Source organism: Vreelandella stevensii S18214 (assembly GCF_000275725.1).
Lineage (GTDB): Bacteria > Pseudomonadota > Gammaproteobacteria > Pseudomonadales > Halomonadaceae > Vreelandella > Vreelandella stevensii.
Genome location: NZ_AJTS01000038.1, coordinates 37,829 through 64,110, shown reverse-complemented (window position 1 = coordinate 64,110; position 26,282 = coordinate 37,829). Strand labels below are relative to the sequence as shown.

The 26,282-nt window shown below is 62.1% G+C and carries 21 protein-coding genes; 18 read left to right on the top strand and 3 right to left on the bottom strand.

Going from position 1 to position 26,282, the window contains the following annotated elements; all coding sequences use genetic code 11:
• Positions 1 to 46: 46 nt before the first annotated feature.
• Together HSS18214_RS0109425 and map are read right to left on the bottom strand one after the other, a co-directional pair.
• Positions 47 to 2,722, bottom strand: coding sequence for a [protein-PII] uridylyltransferase (locus tag HSS18214_RS0109425; RefSeq protein WP_016915051.1), 2,676 nt, complete (start codon positions 2,720 to 2,722; stop codon positions 47 to 49).
• Positions 2,722 to 3,513, bottom strand: a complete 792-nt coding sequence (gene map / locus HSS18214_RS0109420) for a type I methionyl aminopeptidase (protein ID WP_016915050.1) — start codon at positions 3,511 to 3,513, stop codon at positions 2,722 to 2,724. The genes HSS18214_RS0109425 and map overlap by 1 nt, the downstream gene beginning before the upstream one ends.
• A 322-nt stretch (positions 3,514 to 3,835) precedes the next feature.
• Here map and rpsB point away from each other — a divergent pair, with 322 nt between their 5' ends.
• The 18 genes from rpsB to tilS all read left to right on the top strand — a co-directional run bounded on the left by rpsB (position 3,836) and on the right by tilS (position 24,510).
• The gene (rpsB, locus tag HSS18214_RS0109415) at positions 3,836 to 4,585 is read left to right on the top strand and encodes a 30S ribosomal protein S2 (protein ID WP_016915049.1); all 750 of its coding nucleotides are present in this window, start codon (positions 3,836 to 3,838) and stop codon (positions 4,583 to 4,585) included.
• A 216-nt stretch (positions 4,586 to 4,801) separates the two neighbouring features.
• Positions 4,802 to 5,671 (top strand): translation elongation factor Ts, encoded by an 870-nt coding sequence (gene tsf, locus HSS18214_RS0109410; protein ID WP_016915048.1) that lies wholly within the window; start codon positions 4,802 to 4,804, stop codon positions 5,669 to 5,671.
• Between the two features lie 122 nt (positions 5,672 to 5,793).
• The gene (gene pyrH, locus HSS18214_RS0109405) at positions 5,794 to 6,561 is read left to right on the top strand and encodes a UMP kinase (protein WP_016915047.1); all 768 of its coding nucleotides are present in this window, start codon (positions 5,794 to 5,796) and stop codon (positions 6,559 to 6,561) included.
• 4 nt (positions 6,562 to 6,565) lie between these two features.
• Complete coding sequence (frr, locus tag HSS18214_RS0109400) at positions 6,566 to 7,123, top strand: ribosome recycling factor (protein ID WP_016915046.1); 558 nt, start codon at positions 6,566 to 6,568, stop codon at positions 7,121 to 7,123.
• Positions 7,124 to 7,228: 105 nt separating this feature from the next.
• Entirely contained in the window at positions 7,229 to 8,014 is a 786-nt protein-coding gene (uppS, locus tag HSS18214_RS0109395) for a polyprenyl diphosphate synthase (protein WP_016915045.1), read from the top strand.
• The gene (locus tag HSS18214_RS0109390; RefSeq protein ID WP_016915044.1) at positions 8,007 to 8,828 is read left to right on the top strand and encodes a phosphatidate cytidylyltransferase; all 822 of its coding nucleotides are present in this window, start codon (positions 8,007 to 8,009) and stop codon (positions 8,826 to 8,828) included. Before uppS ends, HSS18214_RS0109390 begins: the two co-directional genes overlap by 8 nt.
• The gene (gene ispC / locus HSS18214_RS0109385; protein WP_016915043.1) at positions 8,825 to 10,036 is read left to right on the top strand and encodes a 1-deoxy-D-xylulose-5-phosphate reductoisomerase; all 1,212 of its coding nucleotides are present in this window, start codon (positions 8,825 to 8,827) and stop codon (positions 10,034 to 10,036) included. The genes HSS18214_RS0109390 and ispC overlap by 4 nt, the downstream gene beginning before the upstream one ends.
• 26 nt (positions 10,037 to 10,062) lie before the next feature.
• Positions 10,063 to 11,421, top strand: a complete 1,359-nt coding sequence (gene rseP / locus HSS18214_RS0109380; protein ID WP_016915042.1) for an RIP metalloprotease RseP — start codon at positions 10,063 to 10,065, stop codon at positions 11,419 to 11,421.
• Between the two features lie 98 nt (positions 11,422 to 11,519).
• Positions 11,520 to 13,871 (top strand): outer membrane protein assembly factor BamA, encoded by a 2,352-nt coding sequence (gene bamA, locus HSS18214_RS0109375; protein WP_371827794.1) that lies wholly within the window; start codon positions 11,520 to 11,522, stop codon positions 13,869 to 13,871.
• Positions 13,872 to 13,890: 19 nt separating this feature from the next.
• Positions 13,891 to 14,391: an OmpH/Skp family outer membrane protein gene (locus HSS18214_RS0109370; RefSeq protein WP_016915040.1), complete on the top strand. Its 501-nt coding sequence runs from the start codon at positions 13,891 to 13,893 to the stop codon at positions 14,389 to 14,391.
• 55 nt (positions 14,392 to 14,446) lie between these two features.
• Positions 14,447 to 15,478: a UDP-3-O-(3-hydroxymyristoyl)glucosamine N-acyltransferase gene (gene lpxD / locus HSS18214_RS0109365; RefSeq protein ID WP_026001845.1), complete on the top strand. Its 1,032-nt coding sequence runs from the start codon at positions 14,447 to 14,449 to the stop codon at positions 15,476 to 15,478.
• A 142-nt stretch (positions 15,479 to 15,620) separates the two neighbouring features.
• Positions 15,621 to 16,064, top strand: coding sequence for a 3-hydroxyacyl-ACP dehydratase FabZ (gene fabZ, locus HSS18214_RS0109360; protein WP_026001844.1), 444 nt, complete (start codon positions 15,621 to 15,623; stop codon positions 16,062 to 16,064).
• Positions 16,061 to 16,828 (top strand): acyl-ACP--UDP-N-acetylglucosamine O-acyltransferase, encoded by a 768-nt coding sequence (gene lpxA / locus HSS18214_RS0109355; RefSeq protein WP_016915037.1) that lies wholly within the window; start codon positions 16,061 to 16,063, stop codon positions 16,826 to 16,828. Before fabZ ends, lpxA begins: the two co-directional genes overlap by 4 nt.
• A 27-nt stretch (positions 16,829 to 16,855) precedes the next feature.
• Positions 16,856 to 18,031 (top strand): lipid-A-disaccharide synthase, encoded by a 1,176-nt coding sequence (lpxB, locus tag HSS18214_RS0109350; RefSeq protein ID WP_040460953.1) that lies wholly within the window; start codon positions 16,856 to 16,858, stop codon positions 18,029 to 18,031.
• On the top strand, positions 18,021 to 18,638 hold the full coding sequence (gene rnhB, locus HSS18214_RS0109345) for a ribonuclease HII (RefSeq protein ID WP_016915035.1): 618 nt from the start codon (positions 18,021 to 18,023) through the stop codon (positions 18,636 to 18,638). The genes lpxB and rnhB overlap by 11 nt, the downstream gene beginning before the upstream one ends.
• Before the next feature lie 40 nt (positions 18,639 to 18,678).
• Positions 18,679 to 22,182 (top strand): DNA polymerase III subunit alpha, encoded by a 3,504-nt coding sequence (gene dnaE, locus HSS18214_RS0109340; RefSeq protein ID WP_016915034.1) that lies wholly within the window; start codon positions 18,679 to 18,681, stop codon positions 22,180 to 22,182.
• A 95-nt stretch (positions 22,183 to 22,277) separates the two neighbouring features.
• On the top strand, positions 22,278 to 23,234 hold the full coding sequence (accA, locus tag HSS18214_RS0109335; protein ID WP_016915033.1) for an acetyl-CoA carboxylase carboxyl transferase subunit alpha: 957 nt from the start codon (positions 22,278 to 22,280) through the stop codon (positions 23,232 to 23,234).
• A complete protein-coding gene (gene tilS / locus HSS18214_RS0109330) occupies positions 23,215 to 24,510 on the top strand; it encodes a tRNA lysidine(34) synthetase TilS (RefSeq protein WP_016915032.1) in 1,296 nt (431 codons plus the stop codon). The genes accA and tilS overlap by 20 nt, the downstream gene beginning before the upstream one ends.
• Here tilS and ppx read toward each other — a convergent pair.
• A complete protein-coding gene (gene ppx / locus HSS18214_RS0109325; RefSeq protein WP_016915031.1) occupies positions 24,507 to 26,051 on the bottom strand; it encodes an exopolyphosphatase in 1,545 nt (514 codons plus the stop codon). The two genes, tilS and ppx, sit on opposite strands and share 4 nt — an antisense overlap.
• Positions 26,052 to 26,282 lie beyond the last annotated feature (231 nt).

The following is a 26,282-nucleotide window of genomic DNA, read 5'->3' as shown; positions in this document are numbered from 1 at the left end:
CAGGCTCAAACCCAACGACCAGGGGCTGCTCGGCCAGGCACTTGGGCTAGACGCTCAACACGTCGATCAGCCGCTCACGAAGCTGCTGTTGACGGGCGGGGTCGGTGAGCGGTTCACCGGCCTTGGTGGTGATGAAAAAGACGTCCTCGACGCGCTCACCCAGGGTGGCGATCTTGGCGGCCGACAGGGCGATATCCTGCTCCATGAAGATACGCCCCACTCGGGCCAGCAGGCCGGGGCGGTCAGGGGCGGTCAGCTCCAGCAGCGTGCGCTCATTGGCCGGGTCCTGCTCGATGACGACTTCCGTGGGCACCTTGAAGTGCTTCAGCTGGCGCGGGGTGTGCCGGGTGACGATCTCGGGGTAGTCGTCCGGGTCGTCCAGCTCTTCCACCAGGTGGCTGCGCATCTCTTCGATGCGCTGTGGGTCACGGATTGGCTGGCTATGGCTATCCAGCACGATGAAGGTATTCAGCGTCCAGTCGTTATGAGACGTGGCGATCCGCGCATCGTGGATGGACAGCCCCAACTGCTCCATGGCCGCGGCCGTGGCGGCAAACAGATCATCCACGGAGCGGGTGTGGATGAACACCTTGGTGCCGCCTTCGGCCATGTCGGCGGTGGGGGCACTGATCAGCACCAGCGGCAGGGGAGAGGGCTGATGGGCCAGAATACCCTGGGTCTGCCACACGATCTCGCTGGGGGCGTACTGCAGGAAGTAGTCCTCCCCGAGGGACTCCCATAGCCGATCGATTTGCTGGCTATCCACTCCAACGGTCTGCAGCAGTGAGCGGGCCTCGGTGCGTGTTTCTCTCACCCAGTCGTCTCTGTCCGGCGGGTTTTTCAGCCCTCGGCGCAGGGCGCGCTTGGTCTCTGCATGCAGCTGGCGCAGCAGCGAGGCCCGCCAGCCGTTCCATAGCGTGGGGTTGGTGGCATTGATGTCGGCCACGGTGAGCACGTAGAGGTAGTCCAGGCGGGTTTCGTCGCGCACGACTAGCGCAAAGTCGCGGATCACGTCCGGGTCGCTGATGTCGCGCTTCTGGGCGGTCATCGACATCAGCAGGTGATGCTCGACCAGCCAGCTGACCAGGTTCGTATCGTGCTGGGAGACGTGATGACGACGGCAGAACTGCGCCACGTCACGGGCGCCGATTTCCGAGTGGTCTCCGCCGCGCCCTTTGCCGATGTCGTGGAACAGGCCAGCGATCCACAGCAGGTCCAGCTTGGGTAGCTGGTGGATCAGGTTGGCGGCCACCGGGAAGTCGTCCTTTGCCTCGGGCTTGCGGAAGCCGTGCAGAAATTTCAGCAGGCGCAGGGTGTGGGCGTCCACGGTATAGATATGAAACAGGTCGTGCTGCATCAGCCCGACCGCTCGGCCGAACTCCGGCAGGTACTTGCCCAGAATGCCGTAACGGTTCATGCGCCGGAGCTGACGAGGCACGTTGCCCGGCGCCCGCATGAGCGCCATGAAGAGCCGCTGGTGGCGCGGGTCTTCCCGGTAGTGGTCATCGATCTGGTGGCGGTGGTCACGGATCAAACGAATGGTGTCGGCGCGCACGCCTTCGATTTCCGGGTGCTTGGCCATCAGCAGAAACAGCTCCAGCATGGCGGCCGGGCGTTCGCGAAACAGGCTGCGCGAGCGGGCCTGAATGTAGCCCCCCTTGATCTCGAAACGGTCGTTGAGCTTGACGGTTTCCAGCGACTCCTTGCCGCGCAGGATCACTTCATCGAAGTGCTGCAGGAGCATGTCGTTGAGGCCTGCCAGCGCCGTCACATGGCGGTAGTAGCGCTTCATGAACTGTTCGACGGCCAGCCGCTCGGGCGTGTCCTTGAAGCCGAACATCTCGGCGATGGTGCGCTGGTGGTCGAACAGCAGGCGGTCTTCGGCGCGCCCGGTGAGCATGTGCAGGGCGTAGCGAACCTGCCACAGAAACGACTGCCCTTGGCTGAGGATGCGCAGCTCGGCGTCGTTCATGAACCCGTTGGCGACGATGTCGGTATACTGCTCGGTGCCGAAGTGCCGCTTGGCGACCCAGCCGATCATCTGAATGTCCCGCAGGCCGCCGGGCGAGCTTTTCAGATTGGGCTCCAGGTGGTACTCGGAGTTGTTGTAGCGGTAGTGGCGGGAGATCTGCTCCTGCCACTTGGCCTCGAAAAAGCGGTTGGCGGGCCATACGTGGGGCGCGCTCAGGCGCTCACGCATCTGTTCGCGCAGGGTCTCGGGGCCCGCGATCAATCGCGACTCCAGAAGATTGGTGATGACCGTCACATCGGCTTCGGATTCCCGCTCGCAGTCGTTGAGCGAGCGCACGCTATGGCCGATCTCCAGGCCAATGTCCCACAGGAACGTCACGAAGGCGCTCAGCGGCTCCCGGTAGGGGGTGTCGTCATCGTGTTCGAGCAGCAGCAGCAGGTCGATGTCCGAGTGGGGGTGCAGTTCCCCGCGCCCGTAGCCGCCCACCGCCACCAGCGCAATGCCGTCGTCGGGCCAGGCGTGGCGCTGCCAGGCAATTGCCAGCAGCTGGTCGAGATACCACGCGCGGCCGCGTACCAGATCACGTATGTCCGCACCCGCGCGAAACTGTTCGTCGAGGCGCGCCTGAATCTCCTTGAGCGCCGCCTTGAACGGGGCGATAGGTGAGCGCGCCCCGGACAGTTCGGTGCGAAACAGGTCCAGGTCGAAAAGCGACGTGTCCGGCTCGAACCGGTAGTGGTGTAGTAGCATCAGGCGTTCAAAAAGCCGAGGTCTTCGTTGCTGCGTGCGGTGAGCACTTCCACGCCGGTCTTGGTGACCAGTAGCGTGTGCTCCCACTGTGCCGACAGGCTGCGGTCCTTGGTCACCGCGGTCCAGCCGTCGCGCAGCACTTTGGTCTTGTAGCCGCCCACGTTGATCATCGGCTCGATGGTGAAGCACATGCCCGCGTCGAGGCGAATGTCGGCATCCGGGGCGTAGCCATCGTAGTGCAGGAACTGAGGGTCTTCGTGGAAGTCGGCACCGATGCCGTGGCCGCAGAAGTCACGCACCACCGAGTAGCCATGGGCTTCGGCATGCTGCTGAATCACGCGGGCCAGCTCGGAAAGACGCACGCCGGGTTTGACCAGGGCAATGCTCTTGTACAGGCACTCCTGGGTGATGCGGCACAGCCGCTCGCCCTGGATGGTCTCGCCGATCACGAACATCACGCTGGAATCGCCGTGGTACCCGTCGGGGGTGCGCACGGTAATGTCCAGGTTCATGATGTCGCCGCTTTTCAGCTTTTTGGCGTCATCCGGGATGCCGTGGCATACCACGTGGTTGATCGAGGTGCAGGTGGCCTTGGGGAAACCGTGATAGTTCAGCGGTGCCGGGACCGAGCCCAGTTCGTTGACGATGTACTCGTGGCACAGGCGGTCGATCTCGCCGGTGCTGATGCCTGCCTGGATGTGCGGCGTGATCATTTCGATGACGCTGGCGGCCTGGCGTCCGGCTTCGCGCATTTTCTCGATTTCAGAAGGCGTCTTGATAGGAACGTTCATGAATTCTCGATGTGGCTTCAGAGTAGGTGATGAGTAGCATTTTCGGCGGGTAAACGCAGCGGCGACTTCATCTTGGCAATGATCTATGGTATAAAGCCGCGCGCTTTCCTGCAATCGCCATCCGCAGCTTCTTTTGCTGGCGCAGGCGGCAGGCAAGGGCAACAAGAGCGCAACTCAGCATGGCTGGGTTGCAAGATAGCAAGCCTTGAAAACACACATGCACCGGCACATGGTCCCGGGTGCCTTTAGCAACGCCTGGCGGTGCTACTGGTCGGATCCATGGGGTGCGTGGAGGCCTAACCCGAGTTTCAGGAGTTTTACCATGTCTCACGTCAATATGCGTGACCTGCTGAAGGCAGGCGCTCACTTCGGTCACCAGACCAAGTACTGGAATCCGAAGATGGGCAAATACATCTTCGGCGCGCGCAACAAGATTCACATCATCAACCTTGAGCACACTCTGCCGGCGCTGAACGAAGCGATCGACGTGATCGAGAAGATGGCGTCTTCCAACAACAAGATCCTGTTTGTTGGTACCAAGCGCAGCGCGAGCAAGATCATCAAGGAAGAAGCCAACCGTGTTGGCCAGCCGTTCGTCAACCATCGCTGGTTGGGCGGCATGCTGACCAACTTCAAGACCATTCGTCAGTCCATCAAGCGTCTGCGTGACCTCGAAGTCATGCGCGAAGACGGCACGTTCGAAAAGCTGACCAAGAAAGAAGTCTTGATGGCCACGCGTGAGCAAGAGAAGCTCGAGCGTTCTATTGGTGGTATCAAGAACATGGGCGGCCTGCCGGACGCACTGTTCGTGATCGACGTTGACCACGAGCGCATCGCGATCAACGAAGCCAACAAGCTGGGTATCCCGGTCATTGGCGTGGTAGATACCAACTCTAACCCGGATGGCGTTGATTACGTGATCCCGGGTAACGATGACTCCATCCGCGCGATCCAGATCTACGTGAAGGCGATTGCCGACGCGTGCACCCGTGCGAAAGAAGGTCGTCCCGAAGAGTTTGTCGAAGTGACGGAAGAAGCCGCTTCTGCCGACGCTGACGCTGCTGCCGAGTAACGCTGGCAGTGGGTGCGGCGGGCAGTTGAGCCGCATCGTCAAGAGGGGGCCTTATGCCCCCTTTTTCCCGCTTTGGGTGCTCCCAAACGGGCCGATCACGCCGGACACCAGGTGCCGGCAAGCGCTCTGCACTGTGATACGCAACGGTCATCTATCGTGGGTATACTCTGTAGCGCGTTTAACTCTCAGTTAGAACCATTTCCGAGGTGAAATCTCATGGCAGCTATCAGCGCCTCTCAGGTTAAGGAACTGCGCGAACGTACCGGTCTTGGCATGATGGAGTGCAAAAAAGCACTCACCGAAGCCGGCGGCGACATTGACGTGGCGATCGAAAACCTGCGTAAAAGCTCTGGCCTAAAAGCCGCTAAGAAAGCGGGTCGTACCGCTGCAGAAGGCGCCGTGGTAACGCGTGTCGCTGAAGACGGCAGCTACGGCGTCATGGTCGAAATCAACTCTGAAACCGATTTCGTTGCCCGCGACGATAACTTCATTGCCTTCACCGGCAAGATTGCGGATGCCTTCTTCGCTGCCAAGAGCGAAGACGTGGCGGCCGTCATGGCGGGTGATCTGGAGTCTGCGCGTGAGCAGCTGGTTCAGAAAATCGGCGAGAACATCGGCGTGCGTCGTGCCGTCGTCGTCAACGCTGTAGACGCTGGTCTGGTTGGCGAGTACGTTCACGGTGGCCGCATTGGCGTACTGACCGTGCTGAAAGGCGGTAATGCCGAGGTTGCCAAGGACGTTGCCATGCACGTGGCTGCCATCAACCCGGCAGTGGCCCACCCGGCCGACATGCCCCAGGAAGAGCTGGACAAGGAAAAAGCCATCATCCTGGCGCAGCCGGACATGGCGGGCAAGCCCGAGCAGATCGCCGAGAAGATGGTCGAAGGCCGCCTGAAGAAGTATCTGGCCGAGAACAGCCTGACCGAGCAGCCGTTCGTCAAGGACCCGAACCAGTCCGTTGCCGAGTTCGTCAAGGCAGCCGGTGGCGAAGTGGTCAGCTTCATTCGCTTTGAAGTGGGTGAAGGCATCGAGAAAGAAGAAGTCGACTTTGCCAAAGAAGTTATGGAACAGGCTGGCCGTCGCTAAGGTCAGAGGTTTCTGTAAGATGATGGCGTGCGCGCGAGCGCACGCCTTCGTGTATCCGGCCCCTGTGAAATACAGGTGCTGTCTCGCCCACCTGTGTCCAGGTCTGCCTCAGGAGAGATGCCATGTCACGTGAGATTCAAGAGTCTGCCCCCGCTGCCACGAAAATCGACAAGTCGAAATCGAAATACAAGCGTATTTTGCTGAAGCTGTCGGGCGAAGCGCTGATGGGAGAGCATGATTTTGGTATCGACCCCAAAGTACTGGACCGAATGGCACTGGAGATCGGCCAGCTGGTCGGGATCGGTGTGCAGGTAGGTATCGTGATTGGAGGGGGTAACTTGTTCCGTGGCGCTGCGTTGAACGAAGCGGGCATGGACCGAGTGACGGGTGACCACATGGGAATGCTGGCCACCGTGATGAATGCGCTAGCCATGCGCGATGCGCTGGAGCGCTCCAATATTCGTTCACGGGTGATGTCGGCGATTCCCATGAGCGGCGTGGTGGAACATTATGACCGCCGCACCGCCATTCGCTATCTGACCTCCGGCGACGTGGTGCTGTTCTCTGCAGGCACCGGTAACCCTTTCTTCACCACGGACTCGGCCGCCTGCTTGCGCGGTATCGAAGTGGACGTGGACGTCGTCATCAAAGCCACCAAGGTGGACGGCGTGTACAATAAGGACCCGGTGAAGTACCCCGACGCCGTAAAATACGACCAGCTCTCCTACGACGATGCTCTGGAGCAGAAGCTGGGCGTCATGGATTTGACCGCTATCTGCCTGGTACGTGACCATGATATGCCGGTGCGGGTATTCGATATGAACAAGCCTGGTGCCCTGCTGAATCTGGTAGTAGGGGGCAAGGAAGGCACGCTGATAGACAGAGGGTAACAACGTGATCAACGACATCAAGAAAGATGCAGAATCTCGCATGAAGAAGAGCGTCGAGGCGCTGCACGTCAACTTTAACAAGATTCGCACCGGGCGTGCGCATCCCAGCATCCTGGATGCCGTGACCGTCGAGTACTACGGTGGCCAGGTGCCGCTGAATCAGGTGGCTTCGGTCAGCGTCGAAGACGCGCGCACCCTGGCCGTTGCCCCCTGGGAGCAGGGCATGGTGCCGAAGATCGAAAAGGCGATCATGACCTCTGATTTGGGCCTCAACCCCTCCAGTGCCGGTAACGTGATTCGCGTGCCTATGCCGATGCTCACCGAAGAAACGCGCAAAGGCTACATCAAGCAGGCGCGTGGCGAGGCCGAAACCGCCCGCGTGGCGGTGCGTAACGTGCGTCGTGACGCCAACGGTGACTTCAAGTCGCTGCTGAAAGAGAAAGCGATCACCGAAGATGATCAGCGCCAGGGCGAAGACGAGATCCAGAAGCTGACCGACAAGTACATCGCCGAGATCGACAAGGCGTTGGCAGCAAAAGAGCAGGATCTCATGCAGGTATAACGATGTCGTCGACATCGCAGACTGCGTTCACTTCACCACGGGCAGCCTGGCTGCCCGTGGGCCATCGCTTGGCTTTAATATGATTGATCTTTGGTGCGAGACCCCATGACCTCCCCCCAGCTTCCCTCACTGCAGCCGGGCGGCACGGAGCCTTCTCGATCCGAGGGGGGGCTGCCGTCCCATGTTGCGATCATCATGGATGGTAACAATCGCTGGGCTCGGGCGCGTGGGCTGTCAGGTGCGCGAGGCCACCGTGCAGGCGTCGAGGCCGTGCGTGCGGTCATCGAGCGCGCCGCCGAGCGGGGCGTCGACACCCTCAGCCTGTTTGCGTTTTCCAGTGAGAACTGGAAGCGCCCTGCGGCCGAGGTCAACGCGCTGATGGAGCTTTTCCTGATGGCCTTGAAGCGTGAGGTCAAGAAGCTTCACGAGCGCAATATACGGCTCTCCATCATTGGTGAGCAGCGTGGTTTTTCCCACGCCATTCAGAAACACATTCAGCGTGCTCAGGCGCTGACCGCCGACAATACGGGCATGCACCTGGTGATCGCCGCCAACTACGGTGGCCAGTGGGACATCGCCCGGGCTGCACGGCAGTTGGCCGAACAGGTGGCCGCAGGCGAGCTGAGTCCCGAGGCCATTGACGAGGCGCAGATGGACGCCGCCATGGGAGTGGCGCAGGTGCCGCCGGTGGATCTGTGCATCCGTACCAGTGGCGAGCAGCGCTTGTCCAATTTCATGCTGTGGCAACTGGCCTACGCAGAGCTGCATTTCTCTCCCTTGCTGTGGCCCGATTTCAACGGCGCGGCTTTCGACGAGGCGGTGGACGATTTCTGTATGAGACGCCGCCGCTTTGGCATGACCGACGAACAAATAGAGGCGCAAGGTGCTTAAACAGCGAATCATCACCGCTGCCTGGCTGGCACCCCTGGTGCTGGCCGGGTTGTTTGGATTACAGGGCGGCGCGTTTGCGCTGTTTACCGCCGTCGTAGTGCTTCTGGGTGCCTGGGAGTGGACCAACCTCGCAGGCGTGACGCAACCGAGCCAGCGGCTTGGTGGCGTCGTCGGGATGGCGGTGCTCATGGCGCTGCTGTGGTTTAGCGGGGCGGCCTATTCGGTGTGGCCGCTATGGCTGGCTGCTGCCGGTTGGCTGCTGAACCTGTACTGGGTAACCCAATACCCGGCGGCGGGCCAGCAGTGGCAGAGCACCACTCGGCGGCTGTTGATGGGCGTCTGGGTGCTGCTGCCTTGCTGGGTGGGGTTCAACGTCCTGCGTGATAGCGGCGCCGTGTGGCTGCTGTTCGTGCTGCTGCTGGTGTGGAGTGCCGACATCGGGGCGTATTTTGCCGGTCGCCGCTGGGGCAAGCGCAAGCTGGCCCCGCGGGTCAGCCCCGGTAAGTCCTGGGAAGGCGTGCTGGGCGGTCTTGCCGCCACGTGCCTGCTGGCGCTGCTGTTCGCGCTGTGGCAGCCCCTGGGGGTTGCTGGAGGCATCGCACTGCTGTTGATCACGGCTGTCGTCACGCTGATCTCGGTGCTGGGCGACCTGCTGGAAAGCATGCTCAAGCGTTACCGTGATATCAAGGACTCCAGCCAGCTGCTGCCCGGCCATGGGGGCGTGCTGGATCGTATCGATAGTCTGACGGCCGCCATTCCGACTTTCGCCTTGTGCTATCTGCTGGTGCTGCAGGCTCAGGTGAGCGCGCTATGAGCACCGCGCCTGTTCAGCAAGTGACGGTGCTCGGGGCCACGGGCTCGATTGGCACCAGTACCCTGGATGTGATCGCCCGTCACCCTGACCGCTACCGTGTTTATGCGCTGACGGCCCATACCTCAAAAGAAGCCTTGCTGGCGCAGTGTCAGGTACACCGCCCTCGGTTTGCGGTGCTGGATGACGCGAACGATGCCCAGTGGCTACAGCAGGCGCTTGGAAAATCGGGTATCGATACCCGAGTGCTCTCCGGCCCTGAGTCGCTATGCGACGTGGCTAGCGCAGCAGAGGTCGATACCGTCATGGCCGCCATCGTCGGGGCCGCTGGCCTTCTACCAGCGCTGGCGGCGGCAGAGGCAGGCAAGCGCGTGCTGTTGGCCAATAAAGAGGCGCTGGTCATGAGCGGCGCGCTGTTCATGGAGGCAGTCGAGCGCTCTGGTGCCATCCTGCTGCCGATCGATTCTGAACATAATGCCATCTACCAGTGTCTACCCAGCGAGCATCGTGGGGGGCTGGCCAGACATGGCGTGCGTCAACTGCTGTTGACCGCGTCGGGCGGTCCGTTCCGTGGCTGGGCGGCGGCCGACATCGCCAGGGTCACCCCCGAGCAGGCCTGTGCTCACCCCAACTGGTCCATGGGGCGCAAAATCTCCGTGGATAGCGCCACGCTAATGAACAAAGGCCTGGAGCTGATCGAGGCCTGCTGGCTGTTCGATGCCACGCCCGAGCAGGTGCAGGTGGTCGTGCACCCCCAAAGCGTCATTCATTCGATGGCAGCCTACGACGATGGCTCGGTCATTGCGCAGCTGGGCAACCCTGATATGCGCACCCCGATTGCCTACGGCCTGGCCTGGCCGGAGCGCATCGATGCTGGGGTCGAAGCGCTGGACCTGTTTCAGGTAGCGCGACTGGAGTTCGAGGCGCCGGACGAGGCGCTGTTTCCCTGCCTGAGATTAGCGCGGGAGGCGATCCAGAAGGGTGGCGCGGCGCCGGCCATTCTCAATGCGGCCAATGAAGTCGCGGTGGACGCCTTCCTGTCGGAAACCATCGGCTTTAGCGAGATTGCCGAGGTGGTGGCGGCGGTCATGGCACAGCCTTATCAAGGCGCTGCCGCGACCCTTGAGCAAGTATTGAATGCGGATCGCTGGGCGCGTGAGCAGGCAGACGTCATCGTACGCCAGCGCAGGGCTGAGCCCTCTCCGCTCTAACGGCGAGTCATGTAAAGGAGCACGGCGTGGGCCTGATACAGAATATTCTAGCGGTTATCGTGGTGTTGGGCCTGCTGGTCACGTTTCACGAGTTTGGCCACTTTTGGGTGGCGCGCCGGTGCGGTGTGAAAGTGCTGAGGTTCTCGGTCGGTTTCGGCAAGCCGCTGTGGTCGACGGTGGACCGCCACGGGACCGAATTTGCGGTGGCCGCCATTCCTTTGGGTGGCTACGTGAAAATGCTCGACGAGCGCGAGGCGCCAGTCCCCGAAGAGCAGCTGGACCAGGCGTTCAATCGCAAGACTGTCTGGCAGCGTATCGCCATCGTGGCGGCGGGCCCCATCGCCAACTTCCTGCTGGCCATCGTGGCCTATTGGGCACTGTTCGTGGCCGGTACCACTACGGTGGCGCCGATTGTCGGGCCGGTCACGCCCAACTCCCCGGCGGCCGAAGCGGGCTTGCCCCAGGGCAGTGAAATCACCGCCATCCAAGGCGATGCCATGCGCTCCTGGGAAGAGATCAATTTGAAGCTGGTATCGATGATCGGCTTCAACGGTGAGCTGGCCATCGAAGCGCGCCCGGAAGGCAGCAGTGCTTCGCGGGTATATCAGCTGCCGATCAGCCGCTACATGGTCCGCCAGGACCCGCCGCAGCCGCTGGAAACGCTGGGCTTTGTGCCTTGGCGCCCCGACGTTCCTGCCGTGCTGGGCCAGGTGTTGGAAGGCCAGGCAGCGGCCGAGGCTGGCCTTCAGGCAGGCGACCGGATTACCACGCTGAACGGTGAGCCGGTTCGCGACTGGATGCAGTTCGTTGAAGTCATTCGTGACAGTGCAGGCCAGACCCTCAGCGTGGGTTACCAGCGCAACGGCGAAGCCGGTACGCTGACCATGACGCCGGGGCGCAATACGCTGGAGAGTGGCGTCGAGGTTGGGTACATTGGAGCAGGTGCCGAGCCGGTCAACTGGCCTGACGAACTGCTGCGCGATATTCGCTATGGGCCCATCGAGGCGCTGGGCCAGGCGCTGTCACGCACCGGTGATATGGTGCTGCTCACCGTCGATGCCATTCGCAAAATGCTGGTGGGGCTGATTTCGCCCTCCAACCTGTCGGGGCCCATTACCATCGCGCAAATCTCCGGGGATTCAGCGCGTGCAGGTACCGAAGCCTTCGTTAGCTTTCTGGCCTATCTGTCGATCAGCCTGGGTGTGCTAAATTTGCTGCCTATCCCCGTGCTCGACGGTGGTCATTTGCTTTACTATTTCGTCGAGGTGCTGCGCGGGCGACCAGTATCTGAGCAGACACAGGCAATAGGCCTCCGCATTGGGCTGGCCATGGTAGGCACCCTGATGCTGATGGCGCTCTATTTCGACTTGATGCGCCTGTGGTAATAACGCGTGTAGCGCGCGGATGGCTTGTCATCTGCCTGCACAAATGTATATGGTGCCTGTCTTAACGACAGGCAGACCAACGCGAGCGAACTGACTGCATGAAAATCAAGACCCTTGGAATGGCGGCACTCTTGCTGGCAGGCGCCAGCGGCGCCCAGGCACAATCCTTTGATGTTTCGGACATTCGTGTGGAAGGACTACAGCGGGTATCCGCCGCCTCGGTCTTTAATGCGTTTCCTGTCAGTGCCAACGACCGCGTCAGTGAGCAGCAGCTGGCCGCTGCCGCACGTGACCTGTTTGCCACTGGCCTGTTCGAAGACGTCTCGCTGGCCCGGGAAGGCGATGTTCTGGTCATTCAGGTCGTCGAAAGGCCCACCATTGCGCGTCTGAACATTACCGGCAATCGGCAGATTTCCGATGACGACCTGCGTAACGGTCTGCGTCAGTCTGGCCTGTCTGAAGGGCAAGTGCTGCAGCTCTCCACGCTCGACGATATCGAGCGTGAGCTGGAAGGGGTTTATCAGTCGCAGGGGCGCTACAGCGCCAGCATCAATGTCGGCGTGGATGAAATCGACGAAGGCCGGGTTCAGGTCAACATCGACATCAACGAAGGTGAAGTGGCCAGGATTCGCCAGATCAATATCGTGGGCAACCGTGATTTCGATGACGACACGCTGCGTGGTGTCTTCGAACTGAACGACCGTCCCGGACGTTTCTTTGGCTGGTTCTCGCGGGACGAGTACTCCCGGGAAGCGCTCTCTGGGGACATCGAGCGTCTGCGCTCTTTTTATCTGGATCGCGGCTATGTCAACTTCGATGTGACCTCCACGCAAGTCTCGATTGGGCCTGAAAAGTCCGAGATCTTCGTGACGTTGAACATCGATGAAGGCACCCAGTACCGGGTTGGTAACATTCGTTTCGCGGGCGACCTGCAAATCAGCGAAAGCGAAGCGCGCAACCTACTGCAGATCAACAGTGGCGAGATTTTCTCCCGTGGCGACGTGAACGCGTCCACGGAAGCGTTGCGTCAGCGCCTGGGGGCCGAAGGCTTCGCGTTTGCCGAAGTGCGCGGTATCCCTGAAATGGCCGACGACGGTGAGACCGTCGACCTGGTGATCGCTGTTGATCCGGGCCAGCGGACATACGTGCGTCGTATCGAATTCTTTGGTAACACCACGACTCAGGACGAGGTGTTGCGCCGTGAAATGATTCAGCTGGAGGGGGCACCTGCCTCCACGGAATCCATTACCCAGTCGCGTCAGCGCCTGGAGCGGCTTGGCTTCTTCAGCCAAGTGGAAGTCGACACTCAGCCCGTGCCGGGGCAGCCCGACCTGCTGGATGTCACCTACAACGTGGAAGAGCAGCCTTCCGGCTCCATCTCGGCCAGTGTCGGTTTCTCGCAAAGTGCCGGGGTGATCTACGGCGTTGGCCTGGCCCAGAACAACTTCCTGGGCACCGGTAACCGAGTCAACGTCGGCGCACAGCGCAGCGACACCTTCACGAGCGTGAACTTTGCCTTTACCGACCCCTACTGGACCCTGGACGGTATCTCCCGAGGTTATAACGTTTTCTATCGCGAGACGGATTTTGCCGACTCCGATATCTCTACGTTCTCCACCGACGCCTACGGCGCGGGCATCAACTTCGGTTACCCTGTCAGTGAGCTGTCGCGGCTCAACTTCGGGGCGAGCATCGAAGACGTCACCGTCAAGACCTACTTCGACACGGCTTCTGAAATTCGCCGTTACGTGGAAGACGAAGGTGACAATGCCCAGAGCCTGAAGCTGACCGCCAGCTGGACCCGCAACAACCTGAACCGCGGTATCATGCCGACGGCGGGTAACTATCAGCGTCTCTCGCTGGAAACCGGGGTGCCGGGCAGCGATGCGGAGTACTACAAGGTTCAGGCCCGTGCCCAACAGCTCTTCCCGATCAACGACGATCAGACCTGGGCGTTGAAGTTCAGCGGTAACCTGGGCTATGCCGATACCCTGGCCAGCAACGATCCTTACCCCTTCTATGAGAACTTCTATGCAGGGGGCCTGGGTTCGGTGCGTGGTTTCACGTCCAACACCCTGGGGCAGCGGACCACGCCCGCCCGCGAGGGTGGCCGGGATCGTACCCTTGGGGGGAACGTGCTGGTGCAAGGCAGTGCCGAAGTCCTCTTCCCGATGCCGTTCGTCGAGAACCAGCGCTCGGTTCAGCCTTCGCTGTTCCTGGATGCGGGTAATACCTTCCTGAGCTCCTGCTACGACGTGCTGGAAGAGGATGCTGGCCGCCAGCAGTGCAGTTCTGGCGTTGATCTGGGCGATTTACGCTACAGTGTGGGTATTGGTCTCTCCTGGCTGACGCCCGTGGGTCCCTTGACCTTCAGCATTGCAGAGCCGTTAAACGATGAGAGTGGCGATGACACGCAGTTCTTCCAGTTCTCGCTTGGCCAAACGTTCTAATTCAAGGAGTGTCATGATAATGCGTAAACTGACCGCCGCTGTGTGCCTTTTCGGAGCCATGACGCTACCCGCCTACGCGGCTGAAGTGGCCGTGCTGGATTGGCGCGCAGCGCTGATGAACACCCAGTCGGCACAATCATCGCTGAGCCAGCTCGAAAGCCAGATTGGTGGCCAGCAGCGTGAAGCGCAGTCGCTGGGTAATGAGCTGCAGCAGCTGCAAACTCGCTTGCAGCAGCAGGGCGAGACCATGTCGCAATCCGAGCGCGACGGGTTGATTGCCGAGTTGCAGGAGAAGGGCAGCCGTTTCGAGCAGCTTCGTCGTGAAGTGATGCAGGCGCAGCAAACCTCCGAACAGCAGTTCCTGGAAAGCGCCGAGTCCAAGCTCGAGCGGGCCGTGGAGCAGGTGCTGGAGCGTCATAACATCGACGTATTGGTAGAGCCTCAGGGAGTGCTGCACTCCTCGACGGACCTTCCCAATGTGACCAACGAGGTCACACAGATTTTTGATTCGCTGAACTAATTCATGACCGTGGGTGCGGCGCTCGTTGGCCGCACCGCTGCTTTCCTGGGCTCCCATGATGCACGCTTCTCAACACCTCACCCTGGCTGATATCGCTCGTCATCTGGACGTTGCTTTTGAGGGCGACGCCGACCAGCCAATCCGTGGCCTGGCCACCCTCAAGGAAGCCACGCCCGATCAGGTAGCGTTTCTTGCCAATCGCGCGTATCTCAAGGATCTGGCCACGACGCGTGCTGCCGCCGTTCTACTGCACCCGGAGCACGGCAAGAATTGCCCGGTGCCACGGTTGGAAATGAGCAACCCCTACCTTGGCTACGCCAAGCTATCGCAGCTGTTTGACCCTTTGGCGGCCCGCGATGTGCCGGGCATTCATCCCAGCGCCGTGGTGGCGGAAGGCGTCACGCTGGGCGAGGGCGTCTCGATTCAGGCCAATGCGGTGATCGAATCGGGGGCCGTGCTGGGGGATCGGGTGATCGTCGGGGCAGGCAGCGTGGTGGGGGCCGACAGCCGTCTGGGTGACGAGACCCGGCTGCATGCCAACGTGACGGTGTGTCATGGCGTCATCATCGGTAAGCGGGTCATTCTGCAAAGTGGCTGTGTGATCGGTGGCGATGGCTTCGGGTTTGCCCACGATGGCGCAGGCTGGCACAAGATCGCCCAGTTGGGCGGTGTCATCCTCGGCGATGACGTGGAAGTCGGCAGCTGTTCGAGTATCGACCGTGGCGCACTGGGCGATACGGTCATCGGTAATGACGTCAAGATCGACAGCCAGGTGCAGATTGCCCATAACGTCACGATTGGCGACCACAGCGCCCTGGCGGGCTGTGTGGGCATTGCGGGTTCCACCAAAGTGGGCAAGCACTGCATGCTGGGCGGCGGCGTTGGCTTGTCGGGCCACTTGACCTTGTGCGATGGGGTGCAGGTGACGGGTATGAGTCTGGTGACCAATTCGATTCATGAGCCAGGTGTCTACTCCTCCGGCACGGGCGCCATGAGCAACACTCAATGGCGCAAGAACGCGGTGCGCTTCAAGCAGTTGGATGATATTGCCAAACGATTGGCGCGAGTGGAAAAAAGCCAGCGTTGATCGTGAAGCAAACAAGGATTTTGAGGATGCGTGGCTTGAGGCTCGATAGCAGCGCGTTATAATCCTCTGCCTTTTGGCCAGCAGGAGTGCTGGTGCCTGCCTGACACTGTTCAGGCGCTATGTCTATTTAGAGGTCGTTACGATGGTTATGGATATCAACGAAATTCGCGAGTACTTGCCCCACCGCTATCCCTTCCTGCTGGTGGATCGAGTCACGGAACTGACCGTGGGCGAAGCCATCGTGGCGTACAAGAACGTAAGCATCAATGAGCCATTCTTCAATGGCCATTTTCCACATCACCCCATTATGCCCGGCGTGCTGGTCGTCGAAGCGCTGGCGCAAGTGTGTGGCATTCTGGGCTTCAAGACGGTCAACAAGCTTCCGGCAGATGGCTATGTCTACTATCTGGTTGGCAGCGATAACGTACGTTTCAAGCGCCCGGTCATGCCGGGTGACAAGCTGACGCTGGAAGCCAACGTCATTCGTGGCAAGCGCGGCATCTGGAAATTTGCCTGCCGTGCCACGGTAGATGGCGAGCTGGCGTGTGAAGCTGAAATCATTTGTGCCGAGAGGAAGGTGGCTTGATACATCCTACTGCACTGGTCGACCCGACGGCACGACTGGCCGATGACGTCGAGGTCGGCCCTTTTAGCGTGATCGGGCCCGATGTCACCATCGGTGCTGGTTCCGTCATTGGCCCCCATGTGGTGATCAAGGGGCCCACCGTGCTGGGTGAGCGCACGCGTATTTTCCAGTTTGCCTCGGTGGGGGAAGATTGCCAGGACAAGAAGTACGCCGGCGAGCCGACGCGGCTGGTCATGGGCGACGATAACGTGATCCGTGAAGGGGTGACGCTGCACCGCGGTACGGTGCAGGATCGCAGCGAAACCACCATCGGGTCGCGTAACCTGTTCATGGCATACGTGCACGTTGGCCATGACTGCGTGATCGGCAACGACTGCATCCTGGCCAACCAGGTCACCCTGGCAGGGCACGTGACGCTGGGCAACCATGCCATTCTGGGCGGGCTCTCGGCGGTGCATCAGTTCTGCCACTTTGGGGACCATGCCATGGCGGGCGGTGGCTCGATCATCACCAAGGATACCCCGGCGTTCGTCATGATCAACGGCAACCCTGCCGAAGCGCGTGGCCTGAACCTGGTCGGCCTCAAGCGCCGAGGCTTCAGCCGCGAGGCGATTGCCGCCCTGACCACTGCCTACAAACTGGTCTACCGTCAGGGGCTCACCGTCGAGCAGGCCATCAGCGATATGCGCAGCCGCTTCGACCTGCCGGAAGTCGTGCAGTTTGCCGACTCCATCGAGCGCTCCACGCGCGGTATCGTGCGCTAATACACCTCAACTGGCTGTCTTGTCTCCATGACACTGCAACGCGTATACCTTGTGGCAGGCGAACTCTCTGGCGATATTCTGGGCGCGGGGCTCATGCGTGAGCTACGCGCCCGCTATCCTGACGTGGAGTTTCGTGGGATGGGTGGGCCCCGCATGGAAGCGCAGGGCCTGCAAAGCCGCTTTCCACTGGAAACGCTGTCGGTGATGGGGCTGGTCGAGGTGCTCAAGCACCTTCCCGAGCTGATCCGCGTACGCCGTACCCTGCGGGAAGACGCGCTGGCCTGGCAGCCGGACATCATGATTGGCATCGATGCGCCCGATTTCAACACGGGGCTGGAGAAACAGCTGCGTGAAGCGGGCGTGACCACGGCCCATTACGTCAGCCCTTCGGTATGGGCCTGGCGCCAGGGGCGGGTCAAGAAAATCGCCAAGGCGGTGGATGGCATGCTGACGCTGCTGCCCTTCGAGGCCGACTTCTACCGTCAGCATCGCGTGCCGGTGGCGTTCGTGGGCCACCCCCTGGCGGACGAGCTGCCCCTGGTCAACGACCGTCAGGCGGCCCGTGAAGTGTTGGGGTTAAGGCTCGACGGGCCGGTATTGGCGCTGCTGCCGGGCTCCCGTGGCAATGAAGTCCGCTTCATGGGGGCGACCTTCCTGGCGGCGGTCACGCTGCTCTGCCAGCGCCACCCTGATCTGCAGGTCGTGATCCCTGCGGCGACTGCCCAGCGGCATCGGGAGCTTACCGAGCTGCTGTCCGGTTACCCTGTGCTGCACCCATCGGTAACGCTGCTGGATGGCCAGGCAAGAGAAGCCATGGTGGCCAGCGACGCCGTACTGCTCACCTCTGGTACGGCCGCTCTGGAAGCGATGCTGTGCCACCGGGCCATGGTGGTGGCCTACAAGATGGCGCCCGCAACCCACTGGCTGGCCCAGCGGCTGGTCAAGACGGCCTGGATCTCGTTGCCCAACTTGATTGCCCAGGAGAGTGTGGTTCCCGAGCTGATTCAGCACGCCGCCTCGCCGGAGGCCATTGCCCAGCAGGTGGGCGAGCTGCTGGAGGAAGCTTCCACCCGTCAGGCGCTGGAAGAGCGCTTTGCGGCGATGCACGCCGCGCTACAGCGCAATGCCAGCCAGCGTGCTGCCCAGGCCGTGGCGGCGCTGGCGGCGGGTCAGCCCTTGGAGGCCGCGACGGATGGCCAATGATTCCCGTGATTACCCTCCGCTGGTAGTGGCCTATACCGGCCCCTACCTGGCCGGTGTGGATGAAGTAGGGCGTGGCCCGCTGATCGGCAGCGTGGTGGCGGCAGCGGTGATACTCGACCCCCAGGCGCCCATCGAAGGCTTGACCGATTCGAAAAAGCTGACGGCCCGCAAGCGGGAGCAGCTGGACGTGCAGATACGGGAGCGGGCATTGGCCTTTGCGTTGGCCGAGGCCAGCGCCGCCGAAATCGACACGCTCAACATCTATCATGCCACGCACCTGGCCATGCGGCGCGCCATCGATGCCCTGATGCCCGCCGCCGAATACCTGCTGGTGGATGGCAACCGGCTGCCGGGGCACGCCTTGCCGGGCCAGGCCGTCGTCAAAGGCGATGCGCGCCACCCTGCCATTGCCGCTGCCTCGATTCTGGCCAAGGTGGCCAGGGACGCCCAGATGGCCGAGCTGGATTTGCGCTATCCTGAGTATGGTTTTGCGCGCCACAAGGGCTATCCAACCAAAGAGCACCTGGCGGCTCTGGAAGCCCATGGTCCGCTGGCCGAACACCGCAAAAGCTTTGCGCCGGTACAGCGTCAGCTAGCGCTGCTGTAGCGCGGTCTTTTTTTCATTTGCGCTTTATGCTGAGAGTCTCATGACGGTTCCGTTCGTTCATCTTCGTTTGCACAGTGAATACTCCCTGGTCGATGGTCTGGTCAAGCTCAAGCCGCTGGTCAGTACCACCGCTGAACGGGGGATGCCCGCGCTGGCGCTGACGGACGAGACCAACCTGTTTGGCCTGGTGAAGTTCTACAAGGCAGCCCAAGGCGCGGGGCTCAAGCCCATCATCGGCAGCGACTTGTGGCTGGCCAATCCCCACGATGAAGCGCACCCGTATCGCATTACGCTGCTGGCCATGAATCAGGACGGCTATCGCAACCTCACCGAGCTGATCTCCAAGGGGTGGACCCACGGGCAGCGCCAGGGGCGGGCGATTCTCGACAAGCAGTGGGTACTGGCCCAAAGCGACGGACTGATTGCGCTGTCCGGCGGCCGCGATGGCGATATTGGCCGTCATTTGCTGTCGGAACACGAGCGTGAAGCGCGCCAACTGCTGGAGGAGTGGCAGCAGGCCTTTCCCGACCGTTTCTACCTGGAGCTGGTGCGCACCGGGCGGCCGCTGGAAGAAGCCTGCGTGCACGCCAGCGTCAAGCTGGCCATCGAGACCAACACGCCGGTGGTGGCCACCAACGACGTACGCTTTCTGGCCCGCGACGATTACTGGGCCCATGAAACCCGTGTCGCCATCGGGGAAGGCAAGGCGCTGGACGATCCGCGCCGCGAGCGCCGCTATACCGAAGAGCAGTACCTGAAAAGCCCGGAAGAGATGGCGGCCCTGTTTGCCGACATTCCGGAAGCGCTGGAAAACAGCGTGATGATTGCCGAGCGCTGCAGCGTGGATGTGCGCCTGGGCGAGATATTCCTGCCGGAATTCGGCATCCCCGAAGGCATGACCCAGGATGAGTTCTTCCGCAAGGTCTCCCATGACGGCCTGACCGAGCGGCTCGACTTTCTGTTTCCCGCCGAGGAGTACCCCCGCGACGGCGACGCCTTCCGTGAGATCGAGCAGCGCTACCGTGACCGCCTGGAGTTCGAGCTCAACGTCATCATCCAGATGGGGTTTCCGGGCTACTTCCTGATCGTCATGGACTTCATCCAGTGGGCCAAGGACAACGGTGTGCCCGTTGGCCCTGGGCGGGGCTCCGGTGCGGGCTCGCTGGTGGCCTACGCCCAGAAGATCACCGACCTGGACCCGATTGGCTACGACCTGCTGTTCGAACGCTTCCTCAACCCCGAGCGTGTTTCGATGCCCGACTTCGATGTCGACTTCTGCATGGAGAAGCGCGACCGGGTCATCGAGTACGTTGCCGACCGCTATGGCCGCAACGCGGTCTCCCAGATCGTCACCTTCGGCACCATGGCCGCCAAGGCCGTGGTGCGTGACGTGGCCCGTGCCCAGGGCAAGCCCTACTCGCTGGGGGACAAGCTCTCCAAGCTGATCCCGTTCGAAGTGGGCATGACGCTGGCCAAGGCCATCGAGCAGGAGCCCGCCCTCAAGGAGTTCATCGACAACGACGAAGAGGCGGAAGAGATCTGGGAAATGGCCCTGAAGCTGGAGGGCACCACCCGGGGCACCGGCAAGCACGCGGGGGGCGTGGTCATCGCACCCACCAAGCTGACCGATTTTTCGCCGCTGCTGTGTGACGAGGATGGCGCCGGGCTGGTGGTGCAGTTCGACAAGAACGACATCGAAGACGCCGGGCTGGTGAAGTTCGACTTTCTGGGGCTGCGGACCCTCACCATCATCGACTGGGCGCTGGAGATGGTGGACAAGGTACGCGATGCCGCAGGCCAAGGCCCGCTCAATATCGATGCCATCCCGCTGGACGACAGCAAGACCTTCGAAATGCTCAAGCGGGCAGAGACCACGGCGGTGTTCCAGCTCGAATCCCGCGGCATGAAGGAGCTGATCAAGCGGCTGCTGCCCGACTCCCTGGACGACATGATCGCCCTGGTGGCGCTGTTCCGTCCGGGCCCGCTGCAGTCGGGTATGGTGGATGACTTCATCAACCGTAAGCATGGCCGGGCGGAAGTCTCTTATCCACACCCGGATTACCAGCATGAGCTGTTGAAACCGGTACTGACGCCGACCTACGGCATCATCCTGTACCAGGAACAGGTCATGCAGATTGCCCAGGTGATGGCGGGCTACACCCTGGGCCAGGCAGACATGCTGCGCCGGGCCATGGGCAAGAAAAAGCCCGAAGAGATGGCCAAGCAGCGCTCCGGTTTCATGGAGGGCTGTGCCGCCAACGGCATCGACAAGGACCTGGCGGGCAACATCTTCGACCTGGTGGAGAAATTCGCCGGTTATGGCTTCAACAAGTCGCACTCGGCGGCCTACGCGCTGGTTTCTTACCAAACCGCATGGCTGAAGGCCCACTACCCAGGCCCGTTCATGGCGGCGGTCATGTCCACCGAGATGGACAACCTGGACAAGGTGGTACCGCTGATCGAAGAGTGCCGCCATCTGAAGCTCACCGTGACACCCCCGGATGTCAACGTGGGTGGCTACAAGTTCACCGTGGATACCGAAGGCCGCGTAGTGTACGGCCTGGGGGCCATCCGGGGCGTGGGCGAAGGCCCGATTGGCGCCATCGTCGAGGCGCGTAATGCCGAAGGGCCTTTCAAGGACCTGTTCGATTTCTGCCGCCGTATCGACCCCAAGCGCATGAACAAGCGCACCCTCGAAGCGCTGATTCGCTCCGGGGCGCTGGATACCCTGGGCCCCAACCGTGCCGTGCTGGCTGCCGCCATGGAAGACGCCCTCAAGGCCGCTGCCCAGAACCATGCCAACCAGAACCTGGGCATGCTGGACATGTTCGGTGATGCGTTTGCTGCTGAAGAAGAGGCCGGGGATGTGTACGCCGAGTACCGCCATGCCCGGGAGTGGACCGACCGCGAGCGTCTCTCGGGGGAAAAAGACACCCTGGGGCTTTACCTTACTGGCCACCCCATCGATGAGTACGAGCGCGAGCTCAAGCGCTTCGTCTCTACGCGCATCAGCGACCTCAAGCCGTCCCGCGAGCCCCAGCGGGTGGCAGGGCTGGTGGTGGCCATGCGCACCATGAAGTCCAAGCGTGGCGACACCATGGCCTTCATCACGCTGGACGACCGCACCGGGCGTATCGAAGCGTCGCTGTTCGGTGAGCTGTTCGATCAGCTGCGCGGTCAGATCGAGTCGGATCAGGTCATCATCGTCGAAGGGGAAGTCTCCAGCGATGACTTCTCGGGCGGTTTGCGCCTGCGTGGCAAGGACGTCACCCCGATGGTCACTGCCCGGGTGCGCTATGGCCAGGCCGTGGAGCTGGCGCTGGATGCCGGGCAGATCAATGGCCGCCTGGTGGATAGCCTGCGTGACAGCCTCTCGCCTTACCGGGATAGCGAAGGCCTGCCGGTGAGGCTGCAGTACCGCCATCCCGAGGCCGTAGGGTGGCTGGAGCTGGCCGATGAGTGGAAAGTGGCCCCCAGCGACGACCTGCTATTGGCCCTGCGTGACGTTCAGGGCCAGGTGGGCGTCCAGCTGCGCTATCGCTGAGCCCTTGCGTGGCGGGGTCAGGGTGCGATAATGGCCCCAACCGAGATGCGTTTTGATAATGCCTTTTTATGACAGGCAGCTTACAGGCAGAGCCGATGAATCCAAATTATCTTGATTTTGAACAGCCCGTCGCCGAGCTCCAGGCAAAGATCGAAGAGCTGCGTCTGGTCAGCTCCGACAGCCAGGTGAACCTCTCTGACGAGATTGCCCGGCTGGAAGAGAAAAGCCGCAAGCTGACGGAGTCGATCTTCAAGGACTTGACCCCCTGGCAGGTTTCCCAGCTATCGCGGCACCCACAGCGCCCCTATACGCTGGATTACCTGGAGTACATCTTTACCGACTTCGACGAGCTGCACGGTGATCGCAACTTCGCCGACGACGCGGCGTTGGTCGGTGGCGTTGCTCGTCTGAACGATGCGCCGGTCATGGTCATTGGCCATCAGAAGGGCCGCGACGTCAAAGAGAAAGTGCGCCGCAACTTCGGCATGCCGCGTCCGGAAGGCTACCGCAAGGCGTGCCGTTTGATGGAGATGGCCGAGCGCTTCAAGATGCCCATTCTCACCTTCATCGACACTCCCGGCGCCTACCCCGGCATCGATGCCGAAGAGCGTGGCCAGTCGGAAGCCATCGCCTATAACCTGGCCGTCATGTCGCGGCTGAAAACGCCGATCATCTCCACGGTGGTCGGGGAGGGTGGCTCCGGTGGTGCCCTGGCGATAGGCGTGTGTGACGAGCTGCACATGCTGCAGTACTCCACCTACTCGGTCATTTCCCCGGAAGGCTGCGCCTCCATTTTGTGGAAGAGTGCCGAGAAAGCCTCCGACGCGGCTCAGGCCATGGGCATCACGGCCGAGCGCCTCAAGGAGCTGGGGTTCGTGGACTCGCTGATCAAGGAGCCGCTGGGCGGCGCCCACCGTCATCCCGTGACCACCGCAGAGCGGGTCAAGGAAGCGCTGAGCGCAAGCCTCGAAAGGCTCCAGGCGCTGGACCATGAGGCGCTGCTGGAGCGCCGCTACGCACGCCTGATGAGCTATGGCGCCCCTGCCGCCTGACGCACTGCTTGCGCTGCTCGACGACGCCCTGGCGGAGACCCCGCCGGGGCGTTGCGTTTGGGTGGCGCTCTCGGGCGGGCTGGACTCCTCGCTGCTGCTGACTCTGGCCGCAAGGGCCTGCCAGCTGCGTGGCCGCAGCCTGCGTGCGCTGCACGTTCACCATGGTTTGCAGCCTGCCGCCGCCGACTTCGAAGCCCACTGTGCAGCGCTTTGCCAGCGGCTCGGCGTCCCGCTCAGCGTGGCGAGGGTCAGCGTCGAACCGCAGGGGGAGGGTATCGAAGGCGCTGCCCGGCGTGCGCGCTATCAGGCTTTTCTCGAGCACCTCGCCCCCGGCGACACGCTGTGGCTGGGCCAGCATCAGGATGATCAGGCAGAGACCTGGCTGTTGGCAGCGCTGCGCGGAAGCGGTATTCGTGGGTTGGCTGGCATGCCTTGGCGCCGTGAGTGGCAGGGGCGTGTACTGCTGCGTCCGTGGCTGAGCGTTCGGCGAGACCAACTGCGCGAGGCTGCCCGGCACGAGGGGCTGGCGTGGTGCGAAGACCCCACCAATCAAGATACCTATTACGATCGCAACTACCTGCGCCACGCCGTGCTGCCCGTGCTCGGCCAGCGTTGGCCCGGGGCCGCCCAGGCGTTGGCCCGCAGTGCCGCCTGGGCGGGAGAGGCCGATGGGCTACTGTCCAGCTACGCCGCCGAGGAGCTGGCCGGTTTGGCGCTGTCGCCCGGCTGTATTGACGCCCATGCCCTGGCCGCGCTGCCACTTCCTCGTCAACGGCTGCTGGTGCGGACGCTGTGCCAGCAACACGGGTTACCGACGCCGCCACTGGCGCGGTTGGCCAGCCTGCTGGAGCAATTGAGTGCTGCCGCTCAGGCGCGTGTGCACATCATATGGCCCGGGGCAGAAGCGCGGGTATGGCGGGGCGGGCTTTACGTGATGGCCCCGCAGGCACCGCTGGATGGCTGGCAGGCGGAGTGGGATGGCCGGGCAGGTCTGGCGACGCCGCTGGGCACGCTGGCGCTCGAGGTGAAAACGGGAGCACAAGATGCGGCTAGCGCCTCATTCGTGCTGCGTGGGCGTCAGGGCGGAGAAACGCTGGTGCTGCCGGGGCGTGGCCGACGTGACCTGAAACGCTGGCTGCAGGAGCAGTCGATCCCCCCCTGGGAGCGTCAGCGGCTGCTGCTAGTGATGGAAGGGGAGCGCTGCCTGGCCATCTTGCAGCCGCCTGCCAGAGTGCTCTGGCAGGCGGCGGGGGTGGCGGTGCGGTGTCCTGACTAGCTGACGAGCGTCAGCAGGAAACCCGCCCCTGCAATATGCCCCTGCTCCTGCTCCAGGTCGGTGCTCAGCAGGGTAGGCTCATCGCTCTGGGGGAGCGTGATCACCAAACCTTCGCCGCTGTCGTCGACCACGATGTGTGGCAGCGCCGGGGGGCTTTCGGGCCGAGAGTGATTGAGCAGCACCGCCAGACGCAGCAGGCGAGCCAGCTTGCCCGCCGTGGGCTGTTGGGATGCGGGCAGTGCCTGCCACTCCTTGAGCGGAAACTTGCGTCGATGGGCGCGCACCAGAAAGGCCAGCAGGCGCTGTTCCGGGCGTGAAAACCCGGCCAGATCCGAATGCTCCAGTAAGTAAGCGCCGTGACGATGGAACTGGCTATGGGAAATGGCGAGCCCGATCTCGTGGACATGGCTGGCCCAGTTCAGAAAATGTCCCTGTTCGTTGCTCAACCCCCAGGGCGATTGGAGACGTTCGAACAGTCGCCTGGCGGTGTCGGCCACGTTCTCGGCTTGCCGGGTATCCACGTCGTAGGTGCGCTTGAGCAGCTCCAGGGTGCGTGAGCGGGTGTCTTCGGCACTGTTGCGCCCGGCCATGTCGTACAGCACACCTTCCCGCAGCGCGCCATCGGCAAAACGCATCTGGTGCAGGTCGAAGGCTTCGAACACGGCATTGAGAATGGCGATGCCCGCCGGGAATACCCGGGCGCGGTCTGCTTTCAGGCCATCCAGCTCGACCTTGTCCAGGTGCTTGCACTTTACCAGCCGCTCTCTGAGCTTTTGCAGGCCGCTGCGGGTAATCACCCCTTCCTGGGGCGCATCGCCGTAGGCGAACAGAACGCTGGCGGCAGCCTTGATCGTGCCGCTGGAGCCCACCGGATCATCCCAGCCCAGGCGCTGGTAAGGCCGCTGGATATTGGCCAGTTCCGAGAGTGCCGCCAGCTCGGCGCGGCGCATGCGTTTTTCGGTAATCTCGCCATCGGCAAAAAAGCGCTGGCTGAACGTTACGCAGCCCATGCGCAGGCTCTCCAGCGCCCTGGGCTCGAAGGCTTCACCAATGATGAACTCCGTGGAGCCCCCGCCAATGTCGACGATCAAACGGCGACCGTTCTCGGCCAAGGCGTGGGCGGCACCCAGATAGATCAGCCGGGCCTCTTCACGTCCCGCAATGATTTCAATGGCGTGGCCCAGCTGGGCTTCGGCGCGTTCGATGAAGTCCTGGCTGTTGTGGGCGTCACGCAGCGCGTTGGTGCCCACCACCCGCAGGTTGGCACCCTCTATGTCGGTCAGGAAGGGTGCAAAACGGCTCAGGCAATCCAGCGCGCGCTGCATGGCGGCTTCGCTAAGGTAGCCATTGCCATCCAGGCCAGCGGCAAGCTGCACCTTCTCGCCTTGTCGGGCAACGACTTGTAGCCTTTCATTCTGGTAGTTGGCGACCAGTAAATGAAAGCTGTTGGAGCCCAGGTCAATGGCGGCCAGGCGCTGGGGAGCAGCGCTGTCGACTTCGCTATTGGGCGCATCGGTGGGGAGCGAAATGTCCATGGGCATGAGCTATCCTTCAAGTTGGCTATGCCAAGGTTGCGGCGCCCTCTGACTATTGTCAATTGTCAAAGGCTTGCGTTTGTCGCGGGGCTTGACTACCATCGGGTAACTGGCCTGATCCGAGTTGGCTTGTACGTCCAGACAAGCGTGTTGACTCGGCACCCCGAGCAATGCGTATTCCGATGGCATCAGCCAGATGTCCAAGTCGTCAGATAACCTACCCTCACGCCCAGCGGT